Below are 22,074 nucleotides of genomic sequence, written 5' to 3'. Positions count from 1 at the left end.
TACAGAACTTTTCTGGCAGATTTTGGTTTTTAAAGTTCGCATCTCAGCTTTTATGAAAAAATTACGCTATTTATTTGTATCTAATATACTCTTTTTTTCTCCGCTTGTACTATTTGCCCAAACCACCCCGGATACAGCCGCTGTTGTAGTTACCTTAAAACAAAGTATTGATTTTGCTTTACGCAATCAGCCGCTTTTAAGGCAGGCCAATATTGATGAGCAGATCAACGAGCGTGATATCAAGATCAGCCTGTCGGCCTGGTTGCCGCAAATTGGTACCACCGGCCAGTATCAGCACTATTTTCAAAGGCCTGCCCAAATTGCTGCCGGTACAGGCGGCACAGGCACCGGTACGGGTACAGGCACCGGTACCGGTACAACACAGCAAAACTTAGCTATTGCGCATAATGTATCAACCATTGGTGCGCAGGCAAGCCAGGTTTTATATAATAATGAGGTTTTGCAGGCATCGCGCGCTTCCAGGTATTCAAGGCAATATTACAGGCAAAATACCGAAAGCAGCAAGATAGATGTGGTGACCGATGTAAGCAAAGCTTTTTATGATGTATTGTTATCGCAACGCCAGCTGGATATTATAAAGGAGGATATTGTAAGGCTGCGCCGCAGTTTAAAGGATGCCTACTCGCGTTACCAGGCAGGTGTGGTTGATAAAACCGATTACAAACAAGCTACCATCGCCCTCAATAATTCACTGGCATCGCAAAAGCAAACGCAGGAAGCCATTAAAAGCAAATCGGCCTATCTAAAACAGGTAATGGGCTTAAACCCGGCTAAAGGGATACAGCTGGCATATGATTCTGCCCGTTTACAAACCGAGGCGCTGATAGATACCAACCAGATGCTTAACTATACCAACCGCATTGAATACCGGTTGCTGGAAACGCAGAAAAACCTGCTGAATGTAAATGTATCTTATTATAAATGGAGCTTTTTGCCATCGGTATCGGCAGTGGGCGGTTACAGCCTGGCTTATTTTAACGATAATTTTTCTAAGCTGTATGATAATTCTTACCCAACATCATTTGCGGGCTTGTCTTTATCCATCCCGATATTTACGGGGGGCAAGCGTTTGCAAAACCTGGCCAAGGCGCGTTTGCAGGTGCAGCGGAATGACCTTGACCTGGTGAACAGCCGCAACGCTATTAATACCGAATACAGCCAGGCGCTTGCCAATTATAAAAGCAATTACTATAACTGGCAAACGCTTAACGAGAATGTGCAGCTGGCAAAGGATGTATATAAGGTGGTTGATCTGCAGTACCGCGAGGGGATTAAAACCTACCTGGATGTAATTGTAGCACAAGCCGACCTGCGTACCGCCGAACTGAACTATTACAATGCCTTGTTTCAGCTGTTATCCAGCAAAATAGATCTGCAAAGATCATTAGGTACACTGCAACCCGAATAACCTTAGTATAACAGCCGATAAAATATAGCAACAACAAACACGACAACTTATAATAATGAAAAATAGATATACCTACTGCATTGCTGCCATGGCCCTACTCATCATAACGTCATGCGGTAACAAAGATAAAAAGCAAGATGCAGCCCCGCCGGCAACCCCTGTAAATGTTGTAGAGGCAAAAAAATCTGATGCTTTGTATTATGATAAATACCAGGGAACGGTTACTGCTTTAAATTCGGTGGAACTGCGCAGCCAGGTGGCCGGCTTTATTACCGGGATATTTTTTAAGGAAGGGGATGTGGTTACCAAAGGTACTCCCTTATATGAGATAGACAGGCGCAAATATGTGGCAGCTTATGAGCAGGCCAAAGCAAACCTGCTAAGTGCCAGGGCAAATTTAAGCAAGGCGCAAAAGGATATCGACCGTTACAACATGCTGTTGAAAAATGATGCGGTTGCCCGCCAAACGGTTGACCAGGCCACCGCAGCCTTTGAAACCAGCCGCAGCCAGGTTGCTGTTGCACAGGCAGGTGTTACATCTGCCGCTACAGATCTTTCTTATGCCACCATCAGGGCGCCGTTTACGGGCCGCATTGGTATTTCGCAGGTTAAGCTGGGCGCACAGGTATCGCCCGGTACTACTTTGCTAAACACCATATCAAGCGGTAACCCAATTGGCGTTGATGTGGTTATTAACGAGCAGGATATTAACCGTTTTTATAAGCTGCAGAAAGCAAGCACCGATACTACCTTTTTACTGCAAACTGCCGATGGCACAACTTATAACAAACCCGGAAAGGTGTTTGCTATTGACCGCGGCGTGAACGACCAGACCGGTACCATCCGGGTAAGGATCCAGTTCCCTAACAGTAAAGATGAATTGAAGGATGGCATGAGCTGTGTATTGCAGGTGCTGAACGATGACTCGGGCGACCGTGTGCAGATTCCGTACAAAGCCGTAACCGAGCAAATGGGCGAGTTTTTTGTATTCGTATCGCAAGATACCACCGCACAGCAGCGTAAAGTAAAATTAGGCCCGCGCATACAAAGCAACGTGGTGATAATGGAAGGTATTAAACCCGGCGAAAAAGTGATTACAGAAGGTTTTCAGCGCTTGCGCGATGGCGGTAAAATTACGCTTGGCCCGCCGGCCGGTGCAGGTTCGCCGGATGCTAAGGGTGGTGCTGCTGCCCCGGCAAAATAATACCGGTTTTATTACAGCTATAAATGAGGCTTGCCTCAGATTTATTTAAGCAAAAAGATATATCAATAATGATCGCAGATACTTTCATAAAACGCCCGGTAACCGCAATAGTAATATCGCTGGTTATACTGATTGTTGGGATGCTGGCTATCTCCAGCCTCCCGATTGGGCAATATCCCGAAATTACACCGCCTACCGTACAGGTAACCGGTACCTACACCGGTGCAGATGCCTTGACGGTTGAGCAAACCGTGGCCACGCCCGTAGAGGTGCAGGTGAACGGTACCCCCGGCATGACCTACCTGCAAAGTAACAGTACAGGTAACGGCGCCATGAGCATGACCGTAAACTTTGAAGTGGGTACAGATATTAACAACGCCGCGCTTGATGTTCAAAACCGGGTAGGCATTGCCCTGCCAACCCTGCCGCAGGAGGTGCAGCGTTTAGGGATGATCGTACGTAAACGTAACCCAAGCATATTAATGCTGGTGGCCATGTATTCGCCCAAAGGCACGCACGATGTTACCTTTACCGATAACTACACCAACGTATTTATAAAGGATGCCTTACTGCGTACCAAAGGTGTGGGCGACGTATTTACACGCGCCGACGATTTTAGTATGCGTATTTGGCTGAAACCCGATAAACTGGCTGCCCTGAACATGACATCGGCGGATGTTACCGCAGCCTTAACCGAACAAAATGCGCAGGTAGCCGCCGGTACGGTTGGTGCAACCCCGCAAATGAAGGGGCAAACCTTTGAGTATTCGGTACTGGTAAAAGGCCGTTTAACAGATAAATCGGAGTTTGAGAACATTGTGGTTAAAACGATGCCGCAAACAGGTGCCGTGGTGCATTTAAAAGATATTGCACGGGTAGAACTTGGTAAGTTCAACTACTCGGGTAACTCTTTTGTTGATGGTAAAAGGGCATCCTACCTGCTGATATACCAGGCGCCGGGCAGTAATGCTATCGAAACTGCCGACAATGTGGTTGCCACCATGAACGAGCTTAAAAGATCATTCCCCAAGGATATTGATTTTGTGGTTCCGTTTGAATCAGTTACGGTGGTAAAGGTATCCCTGCACGAGGTGATCGAAACCCTGGTTATCGCTTTGTTCCTGGTAATTGTGGTGGTATTCTTATTCCTGCAAAACTGGCGTACTACGCTTATCCCGGTGCTGGCTATCCCGGTATCTATTGTGGGCACATTTATTTTCTTTATCCCCTTAGGGTTTACTATTAATACGCTTACGCTGTTTGGTTTTGTACTGGCCATCGGTATTGTGGTAGATGACGCCATTGTGGTGGTAGAGGCCGTGCAGCATTATATGGACGAGAAGGGCATGTCGCCCAAGGAGGCTACCGAGCATGCCATGCGCGATATCTCTGCACCGGTTATTGCCATCGCGCTTATCCTGGCGGCGGTGTTTGTGCCGGTAGGCTTTGTGCCGGGTATTGTTGGGCGTTTATACCAGCAGTTTGCCATTACCATCGCTATTTCGGTACTGATCTCAGCTTTTGTGGCCCTGTCGCTTACACCGGCATTGTGTACCATATTGTTACGCCCGCACAAGATCGATGAAAAATCAACCGGTTTAAATAAGCTGTTTTACAAATTTAACCAATGGTTTGACAGGGTGACCGGCCGTTACCGCAACGCGGTGGATAAAGGCATCAAGCATTCAAAATTCGTTATCGTTATACTGGTTTGTATCATTTTAGGTACGGTACTGCTGTTCAGGGCCAAGCCATCGGGTTTCTTACCTTTAGAGGATGAGGGCCGTATCTATGTTACCTACGATCTGCCGGAAGGCTCCTCAACAGAACGTACCGTAGCGGTATTGCACGAAATGATGACCGTATTGGATAGCGTACCCGCTATTAACCACTATGCCGCATTAGGCGGACTGAACGCAGTTAACTTTGCTACAAAAAGTAATAGCGCCACCATATTTGTACAGCTAAAACCCTGGGATGAACGCGAGGATAAACAAGACCAGCTAAACGGTGTTATTGCAACCCTGCAGGGCAAACTGGCCCGCTTTAAAGAAGCCAGCGTGGTGGTTATCTCTCCGCCGGCCATTCCGGGTTTGGGTAATACGGGTGGTTTCTCGTTCATTCTGCAGGAGAAAGAAGCCGGCGGCGATATCAAGAATTTTGAAAAGGTGTTAAATACCTTTGTGGCCGCTGTTAATAAACGCCCCGAAATTGCCAAGGCATTTACCTTTTTTGGTGCGCATACACCGGCCTACCAGTTAACTATAGACAGGGAGAAAGCCAAAAAGCTGGGCGTAAAGATATCCGACGTGAACAACGCCCTGCAAACCTATATGGGTAGTGCCTACGTAAACGATTTTACCGTTTATGGCCGTAATTTTAGGGTGGTGGCACAGGCCGATACCAATTACCGCACCAACATCCAAAACATTGGGCAGTACTTTGTGCGTAATGATGCAGGCGCCATGGTGCCGCTAAGTACGCTAACCAGTTACAAGGTTATCGAGAATGCACCATTAATATCGCATTATAACCTGTTCCGTTCGGCAGAGATCAATGGAGGTACCAAACCGGGTTATAGTAGCGGCGACGCTATTACAGCTTTAAAAGAGGTGGCCGCGCAAACGCTGCCGCAAGGATACGGGTACGAGTTTTCGGGCTTAAGCCGCGAGGAGTTGTTATCGGGCTCAAAAACCATTTACATATTTGCCTTGTCTATCGGCTTTGTGTTTTTGTTCCTGGCTGCCTTATACGAGAGCTGGTCGGTGCCGTTCTCGGTGTTATTGGCGGTGCCTTTGGGCGCTTTTGGGGCTATTTTGTTTCTGTGGTTTAAACCCGGCTTAACTAATAACGTTTATGCGCAGATTGGTTTGATCACCCTGATTGGTTTGGCCGCCAAAAACGCCATCCTGATCGTAGAGTTTGCCAAAGAGCGTGTGGATAGGGGCATGAACCTGGAAAAAGCCACCTTAGAGGCCGTAAGGCTGCGTTTAAGGCCTATCGTAATGACCTCGATGGCATTTATATTAGGCGTATTGCCGCTGGTGATCGCATCCGGCGCGGGTGCCCAGGCAAGGCAAACCATCGGCTGGACGGTGTTTGGCGGGATGCTTGCAGCAACATCGCTGGCTATATTTATAGTGCCGGTGTTATATTATATCATCACTAAATTTGCGTATGGCGATGCCAAACTCGCAGAAATGGAGAAGAATTATAAACCCGACCCGGAGGTAGACCCCGAAACATAGCATTATACAGCCCCTGAAAAGGGGCTTTTTTTATGGCTTAATATTCCATTAGGCTACAAAATGATAATAAACAGTACACTTTACAGCTATAATTAAAATGGATGCCTTTATTAACAAATGTTAAATATTAATAAAATATTAAAAATTGACTATTCGGTATTTAAAGTCAGGATTGTTTTGATTATCAGCCGGATAGGATATTTGAAAATGGTTTAACGGCAGATGAAGGCATGGGTTGATAACAGACGAATACCATACAACGGCCAATTGGCAAAGTATTTGATTATAGCCCGTTGTATCACAATTAGTATTTATTATTAAATATAACGACAATGAAAAAAATGACAAAAATTATAGCTGCTGCTTGTACTGCGGCAGCTTTATTTATCGGGACCAACGTAAATGCACAAACTATTACAAGCGGTAAAGGCGTTAGGTTTGGTATAGGTGTGGAAGGTTTGTTGCCTACAGGTAATTTGCATGATATATCTAATGTTGGTGTTGGCATTACGCCACGCTTACAATTTGGCGTTGCCGATAACATCGGTCTTACCTTAACATCAGGTTACTTAAATTATTTTGGTAAGGAGTATGATAACACTGGCATCAAAACCAAATCTTACGGAATGATCCCGGTTAAAGCTGGTATTAAAGCGTTTGTAAGCCAAAATATTTATCTAAGCGGTGAAGTGGGTGCTGCATTTGAAACATCTGGTTTTGGCGAAGTTAAAGGCGGCCCTGATGTTGATACCAACACCAAGTTATTAGCATCGCCGGGTATTGGCTGGGCTAACAAATCCTGGGATGTTGGCGTACGTTACGAAAACTACTCTGGCCAGAGCAATAACTTTGGTGCAGTTGGCTTACGTTTAGCCTACGGTTTCGGTTTGTAATTGTTACCAGGAATCTATTTAATAAAAAAATCCCCTTGCCAATTTGGCAAGGGGATTTTTTATTGAGTCTGAACCCGAATTTGTGGAATTAAGGAGTTAATGGAATTTTTATTAATTATTCTGTTATTTCTATCAATTCAATAAATTCGGGTTCAGACAACTATACCAACTTGGCCAGCGCCGTTTTTATCCGGCTTACGGCTTCTACCAGTTTATCTTCGGCAGCTGCGTAAGAAATTCGGATAGATTTTTTATCACCGAATGAATCGCCGCCAACCGTGGCCACATGTGCTTCTTCAAGCAAATAAATACTTAATTCATCGGCATCATTAATGGTTTTGCCATTAAAGCTTTTACCAAAGAATGAAGTTACGTTAGGGAAAAAGTAAAATGCGCCATCGGGCAGGTTCACGGTAACACCCGGAATTTCTTTCAGCAGGCCATAAACCAGGTCGCGGCGTTTCTGGAACTGCTCGCGCATCTGATGCACCGATTCTAAACCGCCTGTATAGGCTGCAACGCCCGCTTTTTGGGTGATAGAGCACGTAGCGGAGGTAATTTGCCCCTGTATCTTATCGCAGGCAGCCGCAATTTCGCTGTTTGATGCCGTGTAGCCAATTCTCCAGCCGGTCATCGCAAAGGCTTTAGACCATCCGTTAACGATGATCACGCGGTCTTTAACACTTTCAAACTGCGCGATAGATTCGTGCCCGCCAATAAAGTTGATATGTTCGTAGATCTCATCGCTCAGGATATAAATGTCCGGGTATTTTTCAAATACTTTTACCAGGCTTGCCAGTTCCTCCCGGCTGTAAACGCTGCCCGTAGGGTTACATGGCGACGAGAACATAAATAATTTGCTTTTAGGGGTAATGGCTGCCTCTAACTGCGCGGCAGTAATCTTAAAATTGGTTTCAACGGTGGTATCAATAAAAACACTCACACCCTCGGCCAGTTTAACAATCTCCGAATACGAAACCCAGTAAGGGGTGGGGATAATTACCTCTTCGCCGGGGTTAACCAGGCAAAGCACCGCGTTGGCAAGGGCCTGTTTGGCGCCTGTAGAAACTACGATCTGCGTATCCGTAAAATCAAGGTTGTTTTCGTCCTTCAGTTTTTTTACAACAGCTTTGCGCAGATCAGGATAACCGGCAACAGGGGTATAGTAAGTAAAATTCTTATCCATAGCTGTTTTGGCAGCCTCCTTAATATGTTCGGGCGTATGAAAATCCGGCTCGCCAAAGCTAAGGCTTATTACATCTACACCTTTAGCAGCCAATTCGCGGCCCATTTTTGCCATTTTAATGGTTTGGGATTCTGACAGGTTGTTTATCCTGTTACTTAATGCGCTCATATTGTTGTTTTTATTATTGCGGCAAATATAGAAAATTAGTTTACTGGTGATTATACCGATGGCTAATTAAACAAGGTATAAAAGTTGCAATAAACGGATAATAGGCGTTCAGGTCAGCCTAAACAGGTTTTTACGGTGTTGCATAACCTTTGTAAACCAAACATGTTACAGTTTTAACTAAACGGCAAAGTTAAAATTCCGTAAGTTTGGCCTCGCTAAAAACAGATGTTTTGAAGGAACAAAAAAGGATAATTCTGGTCTCGCTTATTACCGGCATAGCGCTGATGGTAATGAAGTTCGGTGCCTACTTTTTAACCAATTCCAACTTTGTGTTAACTGATGCTGCCGAAAGCATTGTAAATGTGGTGGCCAGTTCTTTCGCTTTTTTCAGCATCTACCTGGCATCGCAGCCGCGAGACGAGAACCACCCTTACGGCCATGGCAAGGTGGAGTACTTTTCGGTTTTTATAGAAGGGGCGCTTATTGCCATAGCCGGAATGATCATCGTTGTTAAATCAACCTACAGTATATTTTACCCGGAGGTGATTCATGATCTGTTGGTGGGTGCCGCTATTATTGGTACTACCGGCCTGGTTAACGGTTTGCTGGGTTATTATATGATCAAAAAAGGCAAGTCGCTGCCCTCTATCACCATCGAAGCTGATGGCAGGCACCTGCTTACCGATACCGTTACCAGCTGCGGACTGGTTGTTGGCTTGCTGCTCATCTATTTCACCAGGATCTTGTGGTTGGATAGCGCCCTGTCTGTTATAGTTGGGTGTTATATATTATTTACCGGTTATAAGCTTATCCGCCGGTCGGTTGCGGGTTTGATGGACGAAACCGACTTTAGCATTGTAAGCGATGTAGTAAAGGTTTTAGGCGAGCATCGCCACGAAGAGTGGATAGATATTCATAACCTGCGCGCCCAAAAGTATGGTAACGAGTTGCATATTGATTGCCATTTAACCCTGCCCAACTATTTTGACCTTAACCGCGTGCACGAAGAGGTAAAACTGGTAGAGAAACTGGTGAATAAAAATGCCGGGATCTTAACCGAGTTTTTTATTCATACAGACCCATGCCTGCCCGATTGCTGCCACTATTGCAGTATGCCTAATTGCCCCATTCGCAGCGAAGGTAAAACCGAAGATATACCGTGGACCCTGGAAAAAGTAATGCGCAATAAAAAGCACTATGAGTAAAAAGTTTTTTAATGTACGTGTTTATGGCCTGCTGATAAATGCCCGTAACGAGGTATTGATAAGCGACGAGCAGGAGTATGGCTTTCGCTTTACCAAGTTCCCCGGCGGGGGGCTGGAGTATGGCGAGGGGCTGATTGAGGGCCTTAAACGCGAATTTGTGGAAGAGTGCAATACGGAAGTAGAAGTAATAAGCCATTTTTACACCACAGATTTTTTTGTAAAGTCGGCTTTTAACGATTCGCAGATCATCAGTGTTTATTACCTGGTAAAGGCCGTGTCTGATCTGCGGTTTACCACCAAAACTGTTTTGTTTGATTTTGACGGCGAGGGGGATGTTTTACAATCGTTCCGCTGGGTTAAACTGAGCAACCTGACGGTTGATGAATTTACCTTCCCGACAGACCAGTACGTTGCCGACCTGTTAATTAAAAGTATATGAATTTAGTAGAACGTGATCTGCAGGTTATCTGGCACCCTTATACCCAGATGAAAACGGCACAGCCGCCCATACCCATTGTGAGGGGAGAGGGCGCCTGCCTTTATGCCGAAGATGGTACAAAATATATAGATGCCATATCATCCTGGTGGGTTAATATTCACGGGCATGCGCATCCATACATAGCCAAAAAAGTGGCCGAACAGCTACTGCAGTTAGAGCACGCAATATTTGCAGGCTTTACCCACTCCGGCGCGGTTGAACTGGCCGAACGGCTTTTGGCCATTTTACCTGCAAACCAGGCCAAAGCCTTTTATTCAGATAACGGATCTACCGCTATTGAGGTGGCCATAAAAATGTGCCTGCAGTACTGGCATAACAAAGGCGAGCAGCGTACTAAGATCATTGCATTTAAAAACGCATATCATGGCGATACTTTCGGCGCCATGTCGGTAAGTGGCCGCAGCGCTTTTACGGCTGCATTTGATAGTTTGCTGTTTGAGGTAGAATTTATTGATCTGCCGAATGCGGACAATATTGAGTCCTTAAAATCTCAGATCTCAAATCTCAAATCTCAAATCTCTTCTTTTATTTTCGAACCTTTGGTGCAGGGTTCCGCAGGGATGATCATGTATGAGGCCCGATACCTGGATGAATTGATGGCCCATTGCCGTGCTGAAGGCGTATTGCTGATAGATGACGAAGTTTTTACCGGGTTCGGGCGCACAGGCAAGGCCTTTGCCTGTAACCATGTGCAAACGCAGCCCGATATCATGTGCTTTTCTAAAGGCCTTACCGGGGGGACCATGGCATTCGGGTTAACTACCTGTACGCAGCAGATCTATGATGCCTTCCTGTCCGACGATAAGATGAAGACGCTTTTTCACGGACATTCTTATACGGCCAACCCTGTAGCCTGTGCCGCCGCGCTGGCCAGCCTTGATCTGTTTTTGGAGCCATCAACCCAACAAAACATCAACAGGATCGCTACCCGGCATACCACCTTTGCCGATAAGGTAAAAGGCCACCGGTCTTTAAGGTCCACCCGCCAAACGGGTACTATCCTGGCGCTGGAATGGGAAACAGGTAACAACACCTCCTATTTTAGCGGCCTGCGCGATAAGCTGTATAATTACTTTTTAGATAAAGGCGTTATATTAAGGCCATTGGGTAATATTATTTACATTTTACCCCCGTATTGCATTACTGATACCGAACTCGACTACATTTACGCCACCATAGGGCAAGCCCTTGACGAACTATAACACATGGAATTACATACTATACTGCCCCAAATAATTGCCGATAACCATTTACATGCACGCTGGTTAAACACACTATCTTTAATGGAGAATACCGGCGCCCGTAAGATCTCGGCAAGTGAAGATCCGGCAACCGTTACCTACATTATTTTAAAGCATGCCGCCGAAGAACACCGCCATGCTTTTTATCTGAAAAAACAAATAGAAAAAACAGGCAGCGAGTTACCTACCTATGCTGCACAATACCTAATAGCGCCCGCATACAGCAAGTATTATTTAAACCAGCTGGATATTGATGTTTGCCGCTACCTTAAAAAGGAGTTAAACCTAACCGGTGCCGGCCTGCGTTTTGCAGCTTACCTGCTGGTAACTTATGCCATAGAAGTAAGGGCCGATGAACTTTACCCTGTTTACCAGGATGCGCTGGATGCTGCCAAAAGCAAAGTGAATGTAAAATCTATCATTTTAGAAGAAGAGGGGCATTTGGAAGAGATGATCAATCAGCTGCAAAAATTTTCGCCGGAGTGGGAAAGCCATGCCCAAAAAGCGGTTGACATGGAAACAAGGTTGTTTAAGAATTGGGTAAGCAACCTGTCTTCAGAAGTAGTTTAACCCGAATTTAGCGGATCAAAGAATTTTTAGAATTCAAGGATCACAGCATTCTGTTAATTCCTTGAATTCTAAAAATTCGGAGTTCAGATAATGATAACAGCTTTGGCTTAGTTACCGCCGCCGCTCATAGATTTAAGGTCATCCATCGTGATCTTATCAAAATCAGCCGGGATAGCGAATGTGCCTGCAGGTACTTTTTGCTCTGCTATACTTTTTATGGTAACCTGAGACGGTTGCCCGTTTTGGAAGGTAACATACTGAATTGGTAAGCCGCCTGCCTTAGCATAAACTTTAGAAGCCGCATTTGGCGGTAAAGAAACATCGTTAGTTACCCAGATATCATAAGTTTTACTTGTTTTAGGGTCGGTAGCTACTACTTTTTTACAGTTAAAGCCATTAATAACCTTGGTTTCTGTACCGGGGGCAAAGGTAAGCGCCGGTAACTTGCCCATCTCTTCTTCTACTTCGGCAGGTGTGGCAATAGCCGCTTTTTTCATAGAAGCAACAGCAACATCAATCAACACGGCCATATAAGTGCCTTTTGTGTCTGATAAAACCTTTATTACTGCAGGCCCCGAGTTAAATGAGATAGCAGACGAATCTGTCCTGAAATAATTTTTTGCTTCGATAGTCTGGCCCATTGCGTTCATGGAGATCACAGCAACACCTTCTTTATAAGCTTTTTGTGCGCTGGCGCTGATAGCTGTTGCCGTTAGGGCTAAACCCGTGGCAACAGTAAATAATTTAATTTTCATAGTTTTAATTTGATGGATACAATTTAGTGTGTAATTAACTCTTGTGCAAGTTATTTATATATTTTTTAAGTTAGTTACGTCAGTTAGATACGATGCAGATAGATTTGTTACGTTTTAAGATCTTATAATTTCCTGCTGCATTTTTGTTTTCGGCTAAAAAGTCCTGAATGTAGTTATCCGTATTATCCGCATTTATAATAATGGTTTTGCCTTGCAGCATCGTTTTATCATAACCGGTGTTATTACTAATCAGCACATAATCAATACCTGCCTGCCGGGGTATCGACTTGAATTTCGCCTTATCGTATAACAGCAGCAGCTTTTTATTTTGAAATTGCACCAGGTTATTTACCTTTTTAAACCACGGCAAATCAATATCCTTATCTAAATTATAAACCTGGTAACCGGTAATGCGGCTGCTATCCAAACAGGGCTGTACCGAGTATTGGAAATTCTTATCCGTTTGGGGCAGGTTGGTTAATACCACGCCGTGGCTGCCATTTTTAAAAACAATGCCGGTATGTTTCCGCAGGTTTAAAAAAGTGACGGAAGAGGTGTTATCGGCACGGATCTTTTTAAGGCCGATACTGATGCCGAAGAACAGCAGGCACATCAGCATGGCTTTTACCAGCCATTTTTTTGGCGTGTGCAAAAAATAAAATAGCAACATGATAAGCGCGCACAGCAGCAAATATTCGGGCTTGCTTAACCAGATCTTGTTTATAGCGGCGTACGGCGAATGCTCTATCAAGCCAAGCGCCTTATTCATCAGCAGGATGGTATTTTCCAGAACGTACCCCAGCGCTGCCGAAACCCAGGGCATCTGCGGCAGCAACAGCAACAATAACCCGCTATACATAATAATAAAAACCGGTATGGCTATCAGCAGGTTGCTCACCAAAAAATAAACCGGGAACTGGTGAAAATAGTAAGCGCTTAACGGAAAAGTGATGGCTTGGGCGGCAACAGATACCGAGCAGGCCAGCCAGATCTTATCAGCAAGTTTATTTTTAAAGTTAAACCATCTATAAATTATCGGCTGGAAAACAACCAGGCCGCTAACTGCAAGGTACGAAAGCTGGAAACCCACATCAGCCAGTAACAGCGGGTTATATAAAAGCAAGGCAAATGCCGATGTGGCCAGTAAATTCAGGGTGCTGATGTACCTGCTGTACGTTTTACCGCTGATAAGCAGGCTTATCATTACCGCGGCACGGCAAACCGCGGGCGAAAAACCGGTAAGCAAAGCATAAGCCCATATCAGGGTGATGATAACAACAGCCTTGATTATTCTGCCGCGATGCGAGGTATTCAGAAAGGTAAGCGCCCAGCCCAGCAGCAGATAAATAATAGCCACATGCCCGCCCGATACCGACAGGATATGGATAGTGCCTGTTTTGGAATAAGCCTGCAAAACATCGTTGCTCAGGTCGGCTTTGTAGCCCAGTATCAGGGTAGATGCAACGGCAATTGCCGTGGTATCGTGCAGGTTGCGTTTGAGTTTTTCTACCAGGTTTTGCCTTAGTTTTAATGCATAAGTAATTACCGGGCTGCCCTTGCAGGCGGCTATTACCCGGTATTGGTTAGGATACAGGGATGCCTGGTAATACACATTTTTATTGGCCAGGTATTGTTTATAATTAAATTCACCGGGGTTAAAGGGTGGGTTTGCAGGCGTATAGCTGGCAGGGATCAGCAATTGTTCGCCGTAAAACAGGTTTTTAGCCAGTTCGTCCTTAATGGTGATAAGCAGGGTACCATTGGTGTTTTGAATCTGTTTGTTATTGATACTTTGTTTAATATTGGCCGTAAAGCGCACCATATCGTTCTTCACAACAGGTTCTGAGCTAATCACAGCTATTAATTGCCGGGCAGGCAGTTTAGCAAAGTGTGCCGTGTTGTTCAATTCGTTATGCTCTGTGGTGATAAACCATCCCAGCAGGCAGAGTGTAGGATAGATCAGCAAGCCGCCCAGCCAGCGCACCTTATAGATGCGCAGGGGCGTATAAGCCAGGTTAAAGGTGATAAATGATAAACTTAGGATAAGCAGCGCAGCTAAAACAAAGCTGTTTGAAGTATTTAAAAAGTATAGCGCACCGCTTATGCCGGCCAAAAAGGGGAGTAAGAGCACAACAACGGGTATTTCGCCCTTGTGTTTAGCTATCATGTTTATCCGCGCCGGTGATAAGGTTATCCACGGAATAAAAATAGAATAATTACAACTCGTCGCGAACTTCCAGCAGGAATTTTTTCAGGTTTTCTAAAGAGTCGATCACGCGCTGGTTATCGCGGGTGTCGCCCATGTTGTTCTTCAGGTGGTCTTTAGCGCCCTGCAGAGTGTAGCCCTTGTCATTTATCAGGTGAAAAATGATCTTAAAATTCTCCAGGTCTTCGGGGGTGAAGTACCTGTTGCCCTTTTTATTTTTTTTTGGCTGCAGTACATCAAATTCTTTCTCGTAAAAACGTATCAGCGAATGGTTAACACCAAACATAGCCGTAACCTCCCCCATGGTGTAGTACATCTTGCTGATCTCTCGTTCTTTGTAAGGCATATGCAAATGTAAAGTTTTAGGGGTTAAGTGTGCAAGTGCAGCAGTCTAAAATGTAAAATTAGTAGATAGTTTTTATCAGGATACTTTAAAGCCGTATCCGAATTTAAAATTGTATTTCGATAGCGTAAAAATAATATTATTTTAGTGTCCTGATTAATGATGACTAAACCTCTTTTCACGTTTGCCATAGGCATACTATGTGTTCACACAGCTTTTAGTAATACAGCCGATTCGGCAGTAACTATCAATTCCGCAGTAGAAACTTACCAGTTTGCACAAAATGCAAAAACTGCCGCTATAGAAATTAAGCAAAGGCTTACCACTACTTACATTGCTAATAATTTTATGGCAAACGTGCCCGTTGCCGAAAGTTATAACAACCACATTGCCATAAATAAGGTGGAGTGTAAGGTAGATGGCCGCACCCCCGCAGATTTTAAGCCGGTTTATAACTACTATGGCAGCAATGATATTTTTTACTCCGATCAAAAGATCTGTTATTTCCCGGTAACCATCCCTAAAAAAGGCGGCCTTGCAGTGGTTTCATTTGATGAAACGGTTGACGACCCGCGTTACTTTACCAGCATTGGCTTCTCTGAACCTTATGCTGTAAATCAAAAGCAAATTATACTGAAGGTGCCCCGCTGGATGAAGGTGGAATTTAAAGAGTATAATTTTAACGGCTTTAATATCACCAAAAATACCCAATACGTTAGCGCCGACGATGCCGATATAATTACCTACACCATTAAAAACCTGCCGGCTACCAGGCATGAGGGGAACAGCCCCGGCCCAACTTATCTGTATCCGCATTTGATGGTGCTTTGCAAATCGGCCACGGTTGGGGGCACTACAGCTACTTATTTTAACACGCTCGATGATCAGTACAAATGGTATCACAGCCTTATTAAAAATACCGTTGCCGACCAGGCTGCTATTACCACAAAAGCACATGAACTTACTGCCGGGCTTACAAACGATATTGATAAGGTAAAAGCGATATTTTATTACGTGCAGGATAACATCAGGTACATTGCTTTTGAAGATGGTATGGCCGGTTTCAGGCCCGAGAATGCTGATGAGGTTTTACGCAAAAAATACGGTGATTGTAAAGGGATGGCTAATTTAACCAAGGCATTGCTAACCGCAGCAGGTTTTGATGCAAGGCTTTGCTGGCTGGGCACAAAACATATTGCTTATGATTATCAAACACCATCGCTGGCTGTAGATAACCATATGATTTGTGCGCTTAATTATAAAGCCAAAACCTATTTTTTAGATGCTACCGAAAGTTACCTGGGTTTTGACGAATACGCCGAACGCATACAGGGCCGGCAGGTATTGATAGAAGATGGCGAAAAATACCGCCTGGCCAGGGTGCCGGTTGCACTTGCCGGGCAAAATGCCAATATACAAACAGCACACCTGGCTATTGCAGATGGCGCTATAACAGGCACGGTAAACTACACCTGGAAAGGGGAAGATAAAGAGGAGATATTAACAGGCATCAACAGCATTAAGCGCGAAAGAACAGAAGACGCCATGATAAAATACCTTGCCGGCGATAATAATGATTACAGCATCAGCAACCTGGTACTATCCGGTACAAGCAACCCGGATAAGGACCTGACGGTATCATACAACGTTAAAACCAAAAACGGCATATCGTCTTTCGGCAAAACGTATTACATCGATCTGGATAACACTAAAGAGTATATGGATGGTGTTATAAAAACAGACGAAAGGAAGCACGATTATTGGTTTGACCATCGCTTAAACCTTAGCCGTTCGGTTGAGCTTACCCTGCCGCAGGGCTATAAGGCGGCATCGTTGCCCGCAGCCTTAAATATTGTAAATGCCGGCTATGAATTCCATATCCAGTACAGTACCGCAGCAGGCAAGGTTACTTACAAAAAAAGCATCCTGATAAAAAATACGCATTTGCCAAAAAACGCATTTGCCCAATGGAATACAGATATGGAGCAATTGATAAAAACATATAACGACGCCCTTACCATTAAACCGATATCCGAATGAAAAAACCTTTACTCTTATTATTCTTTTTAATTACAGCCATTACCGTATTACGGGCCCAAACGTACAACGAAAAAGCCGCCGAGATACAAAAACTGGTTTGGGGCGCCGCCGGGCCCGAATTTAGTATTAAAGATGTGCCGGCAAAATATGCTAACGAAAGCGCGGTGATACTGGCGCAGTCATACACTTTTCAGCGTACGTCAAACCTTAAGGTTAAGTTTATGATCATAACAGCTGGTGTAGCTAACAGGGTAACCAAGGTCTCGACCCTACACGAGCGAGTGAAGATCAACGATAAATCGGCATTAGAGCGTTACTCAACCCTGGAGTATCAAAAAAAGCTGGATAAAAGCCAGTCGTTTTTAATAGCGAAGATGAACGATGTGCACAATACCTATATCGGCGCTAAGATCATAAAGCCGAACGGGCAGGAATCTACCGTTAATACAAGCGAGGAAGTGCTGTTAAAAAATACCGGTAAAGATCAGAAAGGCAAATTAGCTGTTTCGGGGCTGCAGGTTGGCGATATCCTGGATTACTATATCTGTAACAACGATCTGTCTGAAAATTCGATGGAAGATTCTTATAAAAAGAACGACCAGATCTATACCCTGGCCGACGAATACCCGATAATTAATTATTCGCTGTATTTTCAGTTTAATGATAAAACATCGGTTTATTATATCGCTGCCAACGGCGCCCCGCAGCTGGAAGAAAGCACCCTGCCAAATAACGACCATGTGTTTAAAATGAGTGCCAGGGACCTGCCGAAGTATCAAAGCCAAAAATGGGTTTCGGTGTACCGCCAGTATCCTTATATCGAAATAAGCAGCGCGGCAAAATCAAAAATGATGACTTATAACAACCCGGCAGCAAGGGCCGGTGGCCTAACAGCCAACAAAGAGCTTTTTCAGAAATTTTTTAGTGAGGTGGATAATCCCATTGATGACACGCCCAAGGAAAGAATGAAAGACTATTTTGACAGCAAAAAGAATTTAAAGGCAGCGCCGCTCGATAGTTCGATGAAGATACTGTACGATGCCTGGAAACTGCACGTTTTTGGCAATTATGGTAAAGATGACCTGGAGGACCTGAGCATGCTGAATTACCGCAAGGCAAAGGGTACAATAGCTACCATTAACATCAGCCGCATATTAACGGATATGGATATTGCGCATGAGGTGCTGCTGGTTAGCTCGCGCGATAACAGTGCTTTAAATAACGTTTACAATTTTTCTGATCTCGACGCATTAATACGCATTAGTAACGGCAGCAAACCGCTTTATATGTGCTTTGATGATGCCCTTACGCACTTTAATGAAATACCGGCCAAGTTTCAGGGCGAAAAAGCGATCAGCATGGTGCCAAAACGTAAAAGCAGCACCAAGTATATATTTGATGAAATGGATACAACCATACCTGTAATAAGCGCCGATAAAAATAATATTACCGAGCAGCTGAATGTTTCATTACTGGCCGATATGCAGAAGATAAAGGTGCAAAGGCTGGTTAAACAAACCGGGTATATGCGCCACGCCGATCAAAAAAACCTGTTAAGCGCAATGGATATCGATAACGGTTTAATGGAACTGGTGAACGGCCACCCACTGGCCAAACGCTTATCGAGAAACCCGGATACCAAAAAATCTGCCGATGCATTTTTGGGCGGTATGGGCAAATCGCCGGTAGAGCTTCGCAAAAGCTTTATGGAAGAAGCAAAGGGCCAGTTTGACCAGGAGCCTTTGCAGATCAGCGATTACAAGGTGCTGAATCCGGCTATCGAAAACAATAAGCCGGTGTTTGAATATACCTCAACAGTGGTATTAAATAATTTGGTTAAAAAAGCAGGCAACAATTATATTATTGACGCAGGTAAGCTTACCGGAAGCTTCATGCAGCTTGATGAAAAAGACCGTAAACGCACGATTGACGTTTACATGCCTGCTGCGCGTAGTTTTAAATATACCTTAAATATCACCATTCCGCAGGGCTATAAAGTAAAAGGAGTAGAAGAGTTGAACACTAAAAAAGCCAATAAAACAGGTTTGTTTAGTTCTGCCGCAACCGTAAATGGCAGCGTATTAAATATTACGGTTAACCGCGTTTACAACAATAATTTTGAAAAAGCTGCCGACTGGCCCTTGGTTAGCGAATTGATAGATGCAGGCTTTGCCTTTAACAATCAAAAAATATTGTTAGAGAAATAACCGGGATTGATCAGATTTAACAATCTTATAATTCTAACAGCACAGGGCCTTTTTTAAGGTCCTGTACTGTTAGCAACCTATTCTGTTAATTCCTAAATTCTGTTAATTCAGGTTCATACAATTTTTTACCTTTGCACACTATGACCGCTAAAGAAATACGCCAGGCTTTTCTTGATTTTTTTGCTGCTAAAGGCCACATTATTGTGCCAAGCGCACCTATTGTTGTAAAAAACGACCCAACCCTGATGTTTACCAACGCCGGGATGAACCAGTTTAAAGATGTGTTTTTGGGCGAAGCACCCGCAAAAGCGCCACGCGTGGCCGATACCCAGCGTTGTCTGCGTGTGAGCGGTAAACATAACGATCTGGAGGAGGTGGGTATAGATACCTATCACCATACCATGTTTGAGATGCTGGGTAACTGGAGCTTTGGCGACTACTTTAAAAAAGACGCCATTGCCTGGAGCTGGGAATTGCTGACCGAAGTGTATAAGTTGGACAAGGACCGCCTTTACGTAACCTATTTTGAAGGTGACGAAAAGGAAGGTTTGGAAAAAGATACCGAAACTTACGATCTGTGGAAACAATATGTAGATGAAGCACACATATTGCCCGGCAATAAAAAGGATAACTTTTGGGAAATGGGCGAAACCGGCCCCTGCGGACCGTGTTCGGAGATCCACTTTGACAGCCGCCCGGATAACGAGCGTGCCGAAAAAAGTGGCGCTGATTGGGTCAACGCCGACCACCACCAGGTGATCGAGATCTGGAACAACGTATTCATGCAGTTTAACCGTATCAAAGATGGTTCGCTGCACTCATTGCCTGCCAAGCACGTAGATACCGGGATGGGTTTTGAGCGTTTGGTGCGTGTACTGCAAGGCAAAAGTTCTAACTACGATAGCGACGTATTCCAGCCGATGATCCAATTTATTGCGGAGAAAAGCGGTAAAAAGTATAACAGCGCTGCCAAACCCGGTGATGCCGATTGGGCTGATGCCGTAGCCATGCGCGTACTGTCAGATCATATCCGTGCCATCAGTTTTGCCATTGCCGACGGACAATTGCCGGCAAGCAACAAAGCAGGTTACGTTATCCGCAGGATACTGCGCCGCGCGGTACGTTACAGCTACCAAACCTTACATTTTAAAGAACCATTTTTTAATGAGTTGGTGCCTTTACTGGCCGAGCAATTTAAAGGTGTGTTTGATGAATTATACAATCAAAAGGATTTTGTGCAGAAGGTGATTAGAGAAGAGGAAGTTAGTTTTTTAAAAACTTTAGGTAATGGAATTTATTTATTTGAAGACTATTTAGAAAATCCTGAGAAATCAATGGCTTACGTTGTTCATGATCATGTTGAAAATACTAAGGCTAAGACAATTCCAGGCGGGTTTGCTTTTGTTTTATCTGATACATATGGATTTCCAATAGATTTAACTGAATTGATGGCAAGAGAGCGGGGTTGGGACGTCGATATGGAAGGTTTTGAAAAAGCACTCCAAGAACAAAAGACCCGTTCACGTGCAGCTACTGCTATTGATACCGGCGACTGGGTAGTTTTAAAAGATGACGATAACGTAGAGTTTACCGGGTACGATGAAACGGAAAGCATCGCTCATATCATTAAATACCGTAAGGTAACGGCTAAGGGTAAAGAGCAATACCAAATAGTACTGGATAAAACACCTTTTTATGCCGAAAGTGGCGGCCAGGTGGGTGATACCGGCGAATTGGTTTTCCCTAATGGCGAGATCATAGAGGTAACCGATACTAAAAAAGAGAATGGATTGATCGTTCATTTTACAGATAAGATACCATCAACGCCGGATGATGCTTTAACCGCTATTGTTGATGCAACCAAACGCAACAGTATAGAAAACAACCATAGTGCTACGCACTTGCTGCATGCCGCCATGAAGCAGGTTTTAGGCACACACGTAAACCAAAAAGGATCATTGGTGAATGCCGGTTACCTGAGGTTCGATTTTTCGCATTTTGCAAAAGTTACCGAGGAAGAAATAGCGCAGATAGAAACCATTGTTAACGGCAAGATCCGCGAGAATATCCAACTAAAGGAAGAACGGATGGTTGCCTACCAGGAAGCTATCTCAAGCGGCGTTACAGCCCTGTTTGGTGAAAAGTATGGCGACTATGTACGCGTAATAACCTTTGATGATTCCTTTAGTAAAGAGCTTTGCGGTGGTACGCACGTTAAGGCAACTGGGCAAATCGGTTACTTTAAAATTATAGCAGAAAGTGCAGTAGCTGCAGGTGTGCGCCGTATAGAGGCCATAACCGGTACAGCTGCCGAAGATTTTATTACCGAACAAACCAAACTGGTACAACAGGTAAAAGATCTGCTTAAAAACCCTAAAGATGTGGCCAAAAGCATTGAGGCTTTATTAGAGGAAAATAACCGCCTGAAAAAAGAGATCGAGAAATCGGTATTGGAAAAATCATCAGGCTTAAAAGATGAATTGGCTAAAACGGCCGAAAATATTAACGGCATCAATTTCATCGCCCAAAAGGTAGCGTTACCTAATGCTGATGCCATTAAAAACCTGGCCTACAATTTAAAAGATATTGTGCCGAATTTATTCCTGGTATTGGCTGCAGATATTAATGGCAAGCCAAGCATCACAGTGATGATAGATGAGGCCCTGGTAAAAGAGAAAGGTTTGCATGCAGGCAACATCGTTAAAGAACTGGCTAAAGAGGTTAAAGGCGGTGGCGGTGGTCAGCCATTTTTTGCAACCGCCGGCGGCAGCGATTTAAGCGGGATAGATAATGCACTGGCAAAGGCCAAAACCTTTATACCATAATAATAAATAGCTTTGTCATGCTTTGTCAACTTTTAAAAAGTTGACAAAGCTTAAA

Annotated in this window: 15 protein-coding genes; 11 read left to right on the top strand and 4 right to left on the bottom strand. The window is 44.3% G+C overall.

Annotation, left to right across the window (positions count from 1 at the left end):
- The first annotated feature begins 52 nt into the window (after window positions 1-52).
- From E2R65_RS01340 to E2R65_RS01325, 4 genes are all read left to right on the top strand, one after another.
- The gene (locus tag E2R65_RS01340; protein WP_134334675.1) at window positions 53-1,429 is read left to right on the top strand and encodes a TolC family protein; all 1,377 of its coding nucleotides are present in this window, start codon (window positions 53-55) and stop codon (window positions 1,427-1,429) included.
- 55 nt (window positions 1,430-1,484) lie between these two features.
- On the top strand, window positions 1,485-2,633 hold the full coding sequence (locus E2R65_RS01335) for an efflux RND transporter periplasmic adaptor subunit (protein WP_134334674.1): 1,149 nt from the start codon (window positions 1,485-1,487) through the stop codon (window positions 2,631-2,633).
- 68 nt (window positions 2,634-2,701) lie between these two features.
- Window positions 2,702-5,881, top strand: coding sequence for an efflux RND transporter permease subunit (locus tag E2R65_RS01330; protein ID WP_134334673.1), 3,180 nt, complete (start codon window positions 2,702-2,704; stop codon window positions 5,879-5,881).
- Window positions 5,882-6,213: 332 nt separating this feature from the next.
- Window positions 6,214-6,774 (top strand): hypothetical protein, encoded by a 561-nt coding sequence (locus tag E2R65_RS01325; RefSeq protein WP_134334672.1) that lies wholly within the window; start codon window positions 6,214-6,216, stop codon window positions 6,772-6,774.
- Window positions 6,775-6,934: 160 nt separating this feature from the next.
- On the opposite strand, the gene E2R65_RS01320 is transcribed toward E2R65_RS01325, so the two are convergent.
- Window positions 6,935-8,128 carry a pyridoxal phosphate-dependent aminotransferase gene (locus E2R65_RS01320; RefSeq protein WP_183500305.1) on the bottom strand — a complete coding sequence of 398 codons (1,194 nt, stop codon included), beginning with the start codon at window positions 8,126-8,128 and terminating at the stop codon, window positions 6,935-6,937.
- Window positions 8,129-8,358: 230 nt separating this feature from the next.
- On the opposite strand from E2R65_RS01320, the gene E2R65_RS01315 reads away from it, so the two are divergent.
- From E2R65_RS01315 to E2R65_RS01300, 4 genes are read left to right on the top strand one after another with little or no spacing between them, the layout of a single operon-like run.
- Window positions 8,359-9,333 carry a cation diffusion facilitator family transporter gene (locus E2R65_RS01315; RefSeq protein WP_134334671.1) on the top strand — a complete coding sequence of 325 codons (975 nt, stop codon included), beginning with the start codon at window positions 8,359-8,361 and terminating at the stop codon, window positions 9,331-9,333.
- Entirely contained in the window at window positions 9,326-9,772 is a 447-nt protein-coding gene (locus E2R65_RS01310) for an NUDIX domain-containing protein (RefSeq protein ID WP_134334670.1), read from the top strand. Before E2R65_RS01315 ends, E2R65_RS01310 begins: the two co-directional genes overlap by 8 nt.
- Entirely contained in the window at window positions 9,769-11,034 is a 1,266-nt protein-coding gene (gene bioA, locus E2R65_RS01305) for an adenosylmethionine--8-amino-7-oxononanoate transaminase (RefSeq protein ID WP_134334669.1), read from the top strand. Before E2R65_RS01310 ends, bioA begins: the two co-directional genes overlap by 4 nt.
- Window positions 11,035-11,037: 3 nt before the next feature.
- The gene (locus E2R65_RS01300) at window positions 11,038-11,643 is read left to right on the top strand and encodes a hypothetical protein (RefSeq protein WP_134334668.1); all 606 of its coding nucleotides are present in this window, start codon (window positions 11,038-11,040) and stop codon (window positions 11,641-11,643) included.
- Between the two features lie 107 nt (window positions 11,644-11,750).
- Here E2R65_RS01300 and E2R65_RS01295 read toward each other — a convergent pair whose 3' ends face one another.
- The 3 genes from E2R65_RS01295 to E2R65_RS01285 form a co-directional block, all read right to left on the bottom strand.
- Window positions 11,751-12,398 (bottom strand): DUF4412 domain-containing protein, encoded by a 648-nt coding sequence (locus E2R65_RS01295; protein ID WP_134334667.1) that lies wholly within the window; start codon window positions 12,396-12,398, stop codon window positions 11,751-11,753.
- A 79-nt stretch (window positions 12,399-12,477) separates the two neighbouring features.
- Window positions 12,478-14,565, bottom strand: coding sequence for a ComEC/Rec2 family competence protein (locus E2R65_RS01290; RefSeq protein WP_134334666.1), 2,088 nt, complete (start codon window positions 14,563-14,565; stop codon window positions 12,478-12,480).
- Between the two features lie 49 nt (window positions 14,566-14,614).
- A complete protein-coding gene (locus E2R65_RS01285) occupies window positions 14,615-14,950 on the bottom strand; it encodes a MerR family transcriptional regulator (RefSeq protein ID WP_134334665.1) in 336 nt (111 codons plus the stop codon).
- Between the two features lie 156 nt (window positions 14,951-15,106).
- Between E2R65_RS01285 and E2R65_RS01280 the strand changes: the two genes are divergently transcribed.
- The 3 genes from E2R65_RS01280 to alaS all read left to right on the top strand — a co-directional run bounded on the left by E2R65_RS01280 (window position 15,107) and on the right by alaS (window position 22,019).
- On the top strand, window positions 15,107-16,987 hold the full coding sequence (locus tag E2R65_RS01280) for a transglutaminase-like domain-containing protein (protein ID WP_134334664.1): 1,881 nt from the start codon (window positions 15,107-15,109) through the stop codon (window positions 16,985-16,987).
- Window positions 16,984-19,194, top strand: coding sequence for a DUF3857 domain-containing protein (locus tag E2R65_RS01275; RefSeq protein WP_134334663.1), 2,211 nt, complete (start codon window positions 16,984-16,986; stop codon window positions 19,192-19,194). The genes E2R65_RS01280 and E2R65_RS01275 overlap by 4 nt, the downstream gene beginning before the upstream one ends.
- Window positions 19,195-19,334: 140 nt before the next feature.
- The gene (alaS, locus tag E2R65_RS01270) at window positions 19,335-22,019 is read left to right on the top strand and encodes an alanine--tRNA ligase (protein ID WP_134334662.1); all 2,685 of its coding nucleotides are present in this window, start codon (window positions 19,335-19,337) and stop codon (window positions 22,017-22,019) included.
- Window positions 22,020-22,074: the final 55 nt, after the last annotated feature.

Origin of the sequence: Mucilaginibacter phyllosphaerae (assembly GCF_004378255.1) — a bacterium.
Taxonomy (GTDB): Bacteria; Bacteroidota; Bacteroidia; order Sphingobacteriales; family Sphingobacteriaceae; genus Mucilaginibacter; species Mucilaginibacter phyllosphaerae.
This window is presented reverse-complemented; position numbering and strand designations above follow the sequence as displayed.

Coding starts and splice junctions, on each gene's coding strand:
- E2R65_RS01340 (WP_134334675.1), top strand. CDS start 53: ATGAAAAAATTACGCTATTTATTTGTATCTAATATACTCTTTTTTTCT.
- E2R65_RS01335 (WP_134334674.1), top strand. CDS start 1,485: ATGAAAAATAGATATACCTACTGCATTGCTGCCATGGCCCTACTCATC.
- E2R65_RS01330 (WP_134334673.1), top strand. CDS start 2,702: ATGATCGCAGATACTTTCATAAAACGCCCGGTAACCGCAATAGTAATA.
- E2R65_RS01325 (WP_134334672.1), top strand. CDS start 6,214: ATGAAAAAAATGACAAAAATTATAGCTGCTGCTTGTACTGCGGCAGCT.
- E2R65_RS01320 (WP_183500305.1), bottom strand. CDS start 8,128: ATGAGCGCATTAAGTAACAGGATAAACAACCTGTCAGAATCCCAAACC.
- E2R65_RS01310 (WP_134334670.1), top strand. CDS start 9,326: ATGAGTAAAAAGTTTTTTAATGTACGTGTTTATGGCCTGCTGATAAAT.
- bioA (WP_134334669.1), top strand. CDS start 9,769: ATGAATTTAGTAGAACGTGATCTGCAGGTTATCTGGCACCCTTATACC.
- E2R65_RS01300 (WP_134334668.1), top strand. CDS start 11,038: ATGGAATTACATACTATACTGCCCCAAATAATTGCCGATAACCATTTA.
- E2R65_RS01295 (WP_134334667.1), bottom strand. CDS start 12,398: ATGAAAATTAAATTATTTACTGTTGCCACGGGTTTAGCCCTAACGGCA.
- E2R65_RS01290 (WP_134334666.1), bottom strand. CDS start 14,565: ATGATAGCTAAACACAAGGGCGAAATACCCGTTGTTGTGCTCTTACTC.
- E2R65_RS01285 (WP_134334665.1), bottom strand. CDS start 14,950: ATGCCTTACAAAGAACGAGAGATCAGCAAGATGTACTACACCATGGGG.
- E2R65_RS01280 (WP_134334664.1), top strand. CDS start 15,107: ATGATGACTAAACCTCTTTTCACGTTTGCCATAGGCATACTATGTGTT.
- E2R65_RS01275 (WP_134334663.1), top strand. CDS start 16,984: ATGAAAAAACCTTTACTCTTATTATTCTTTTTAATTACAGCCATTACC.
- alaS (WP_134334662.1), top strand. CDS start 19,335: ATGACCGCTAAAGAAATACGCCAGGCTTTTCTTGATTTTTTTGCTGCT.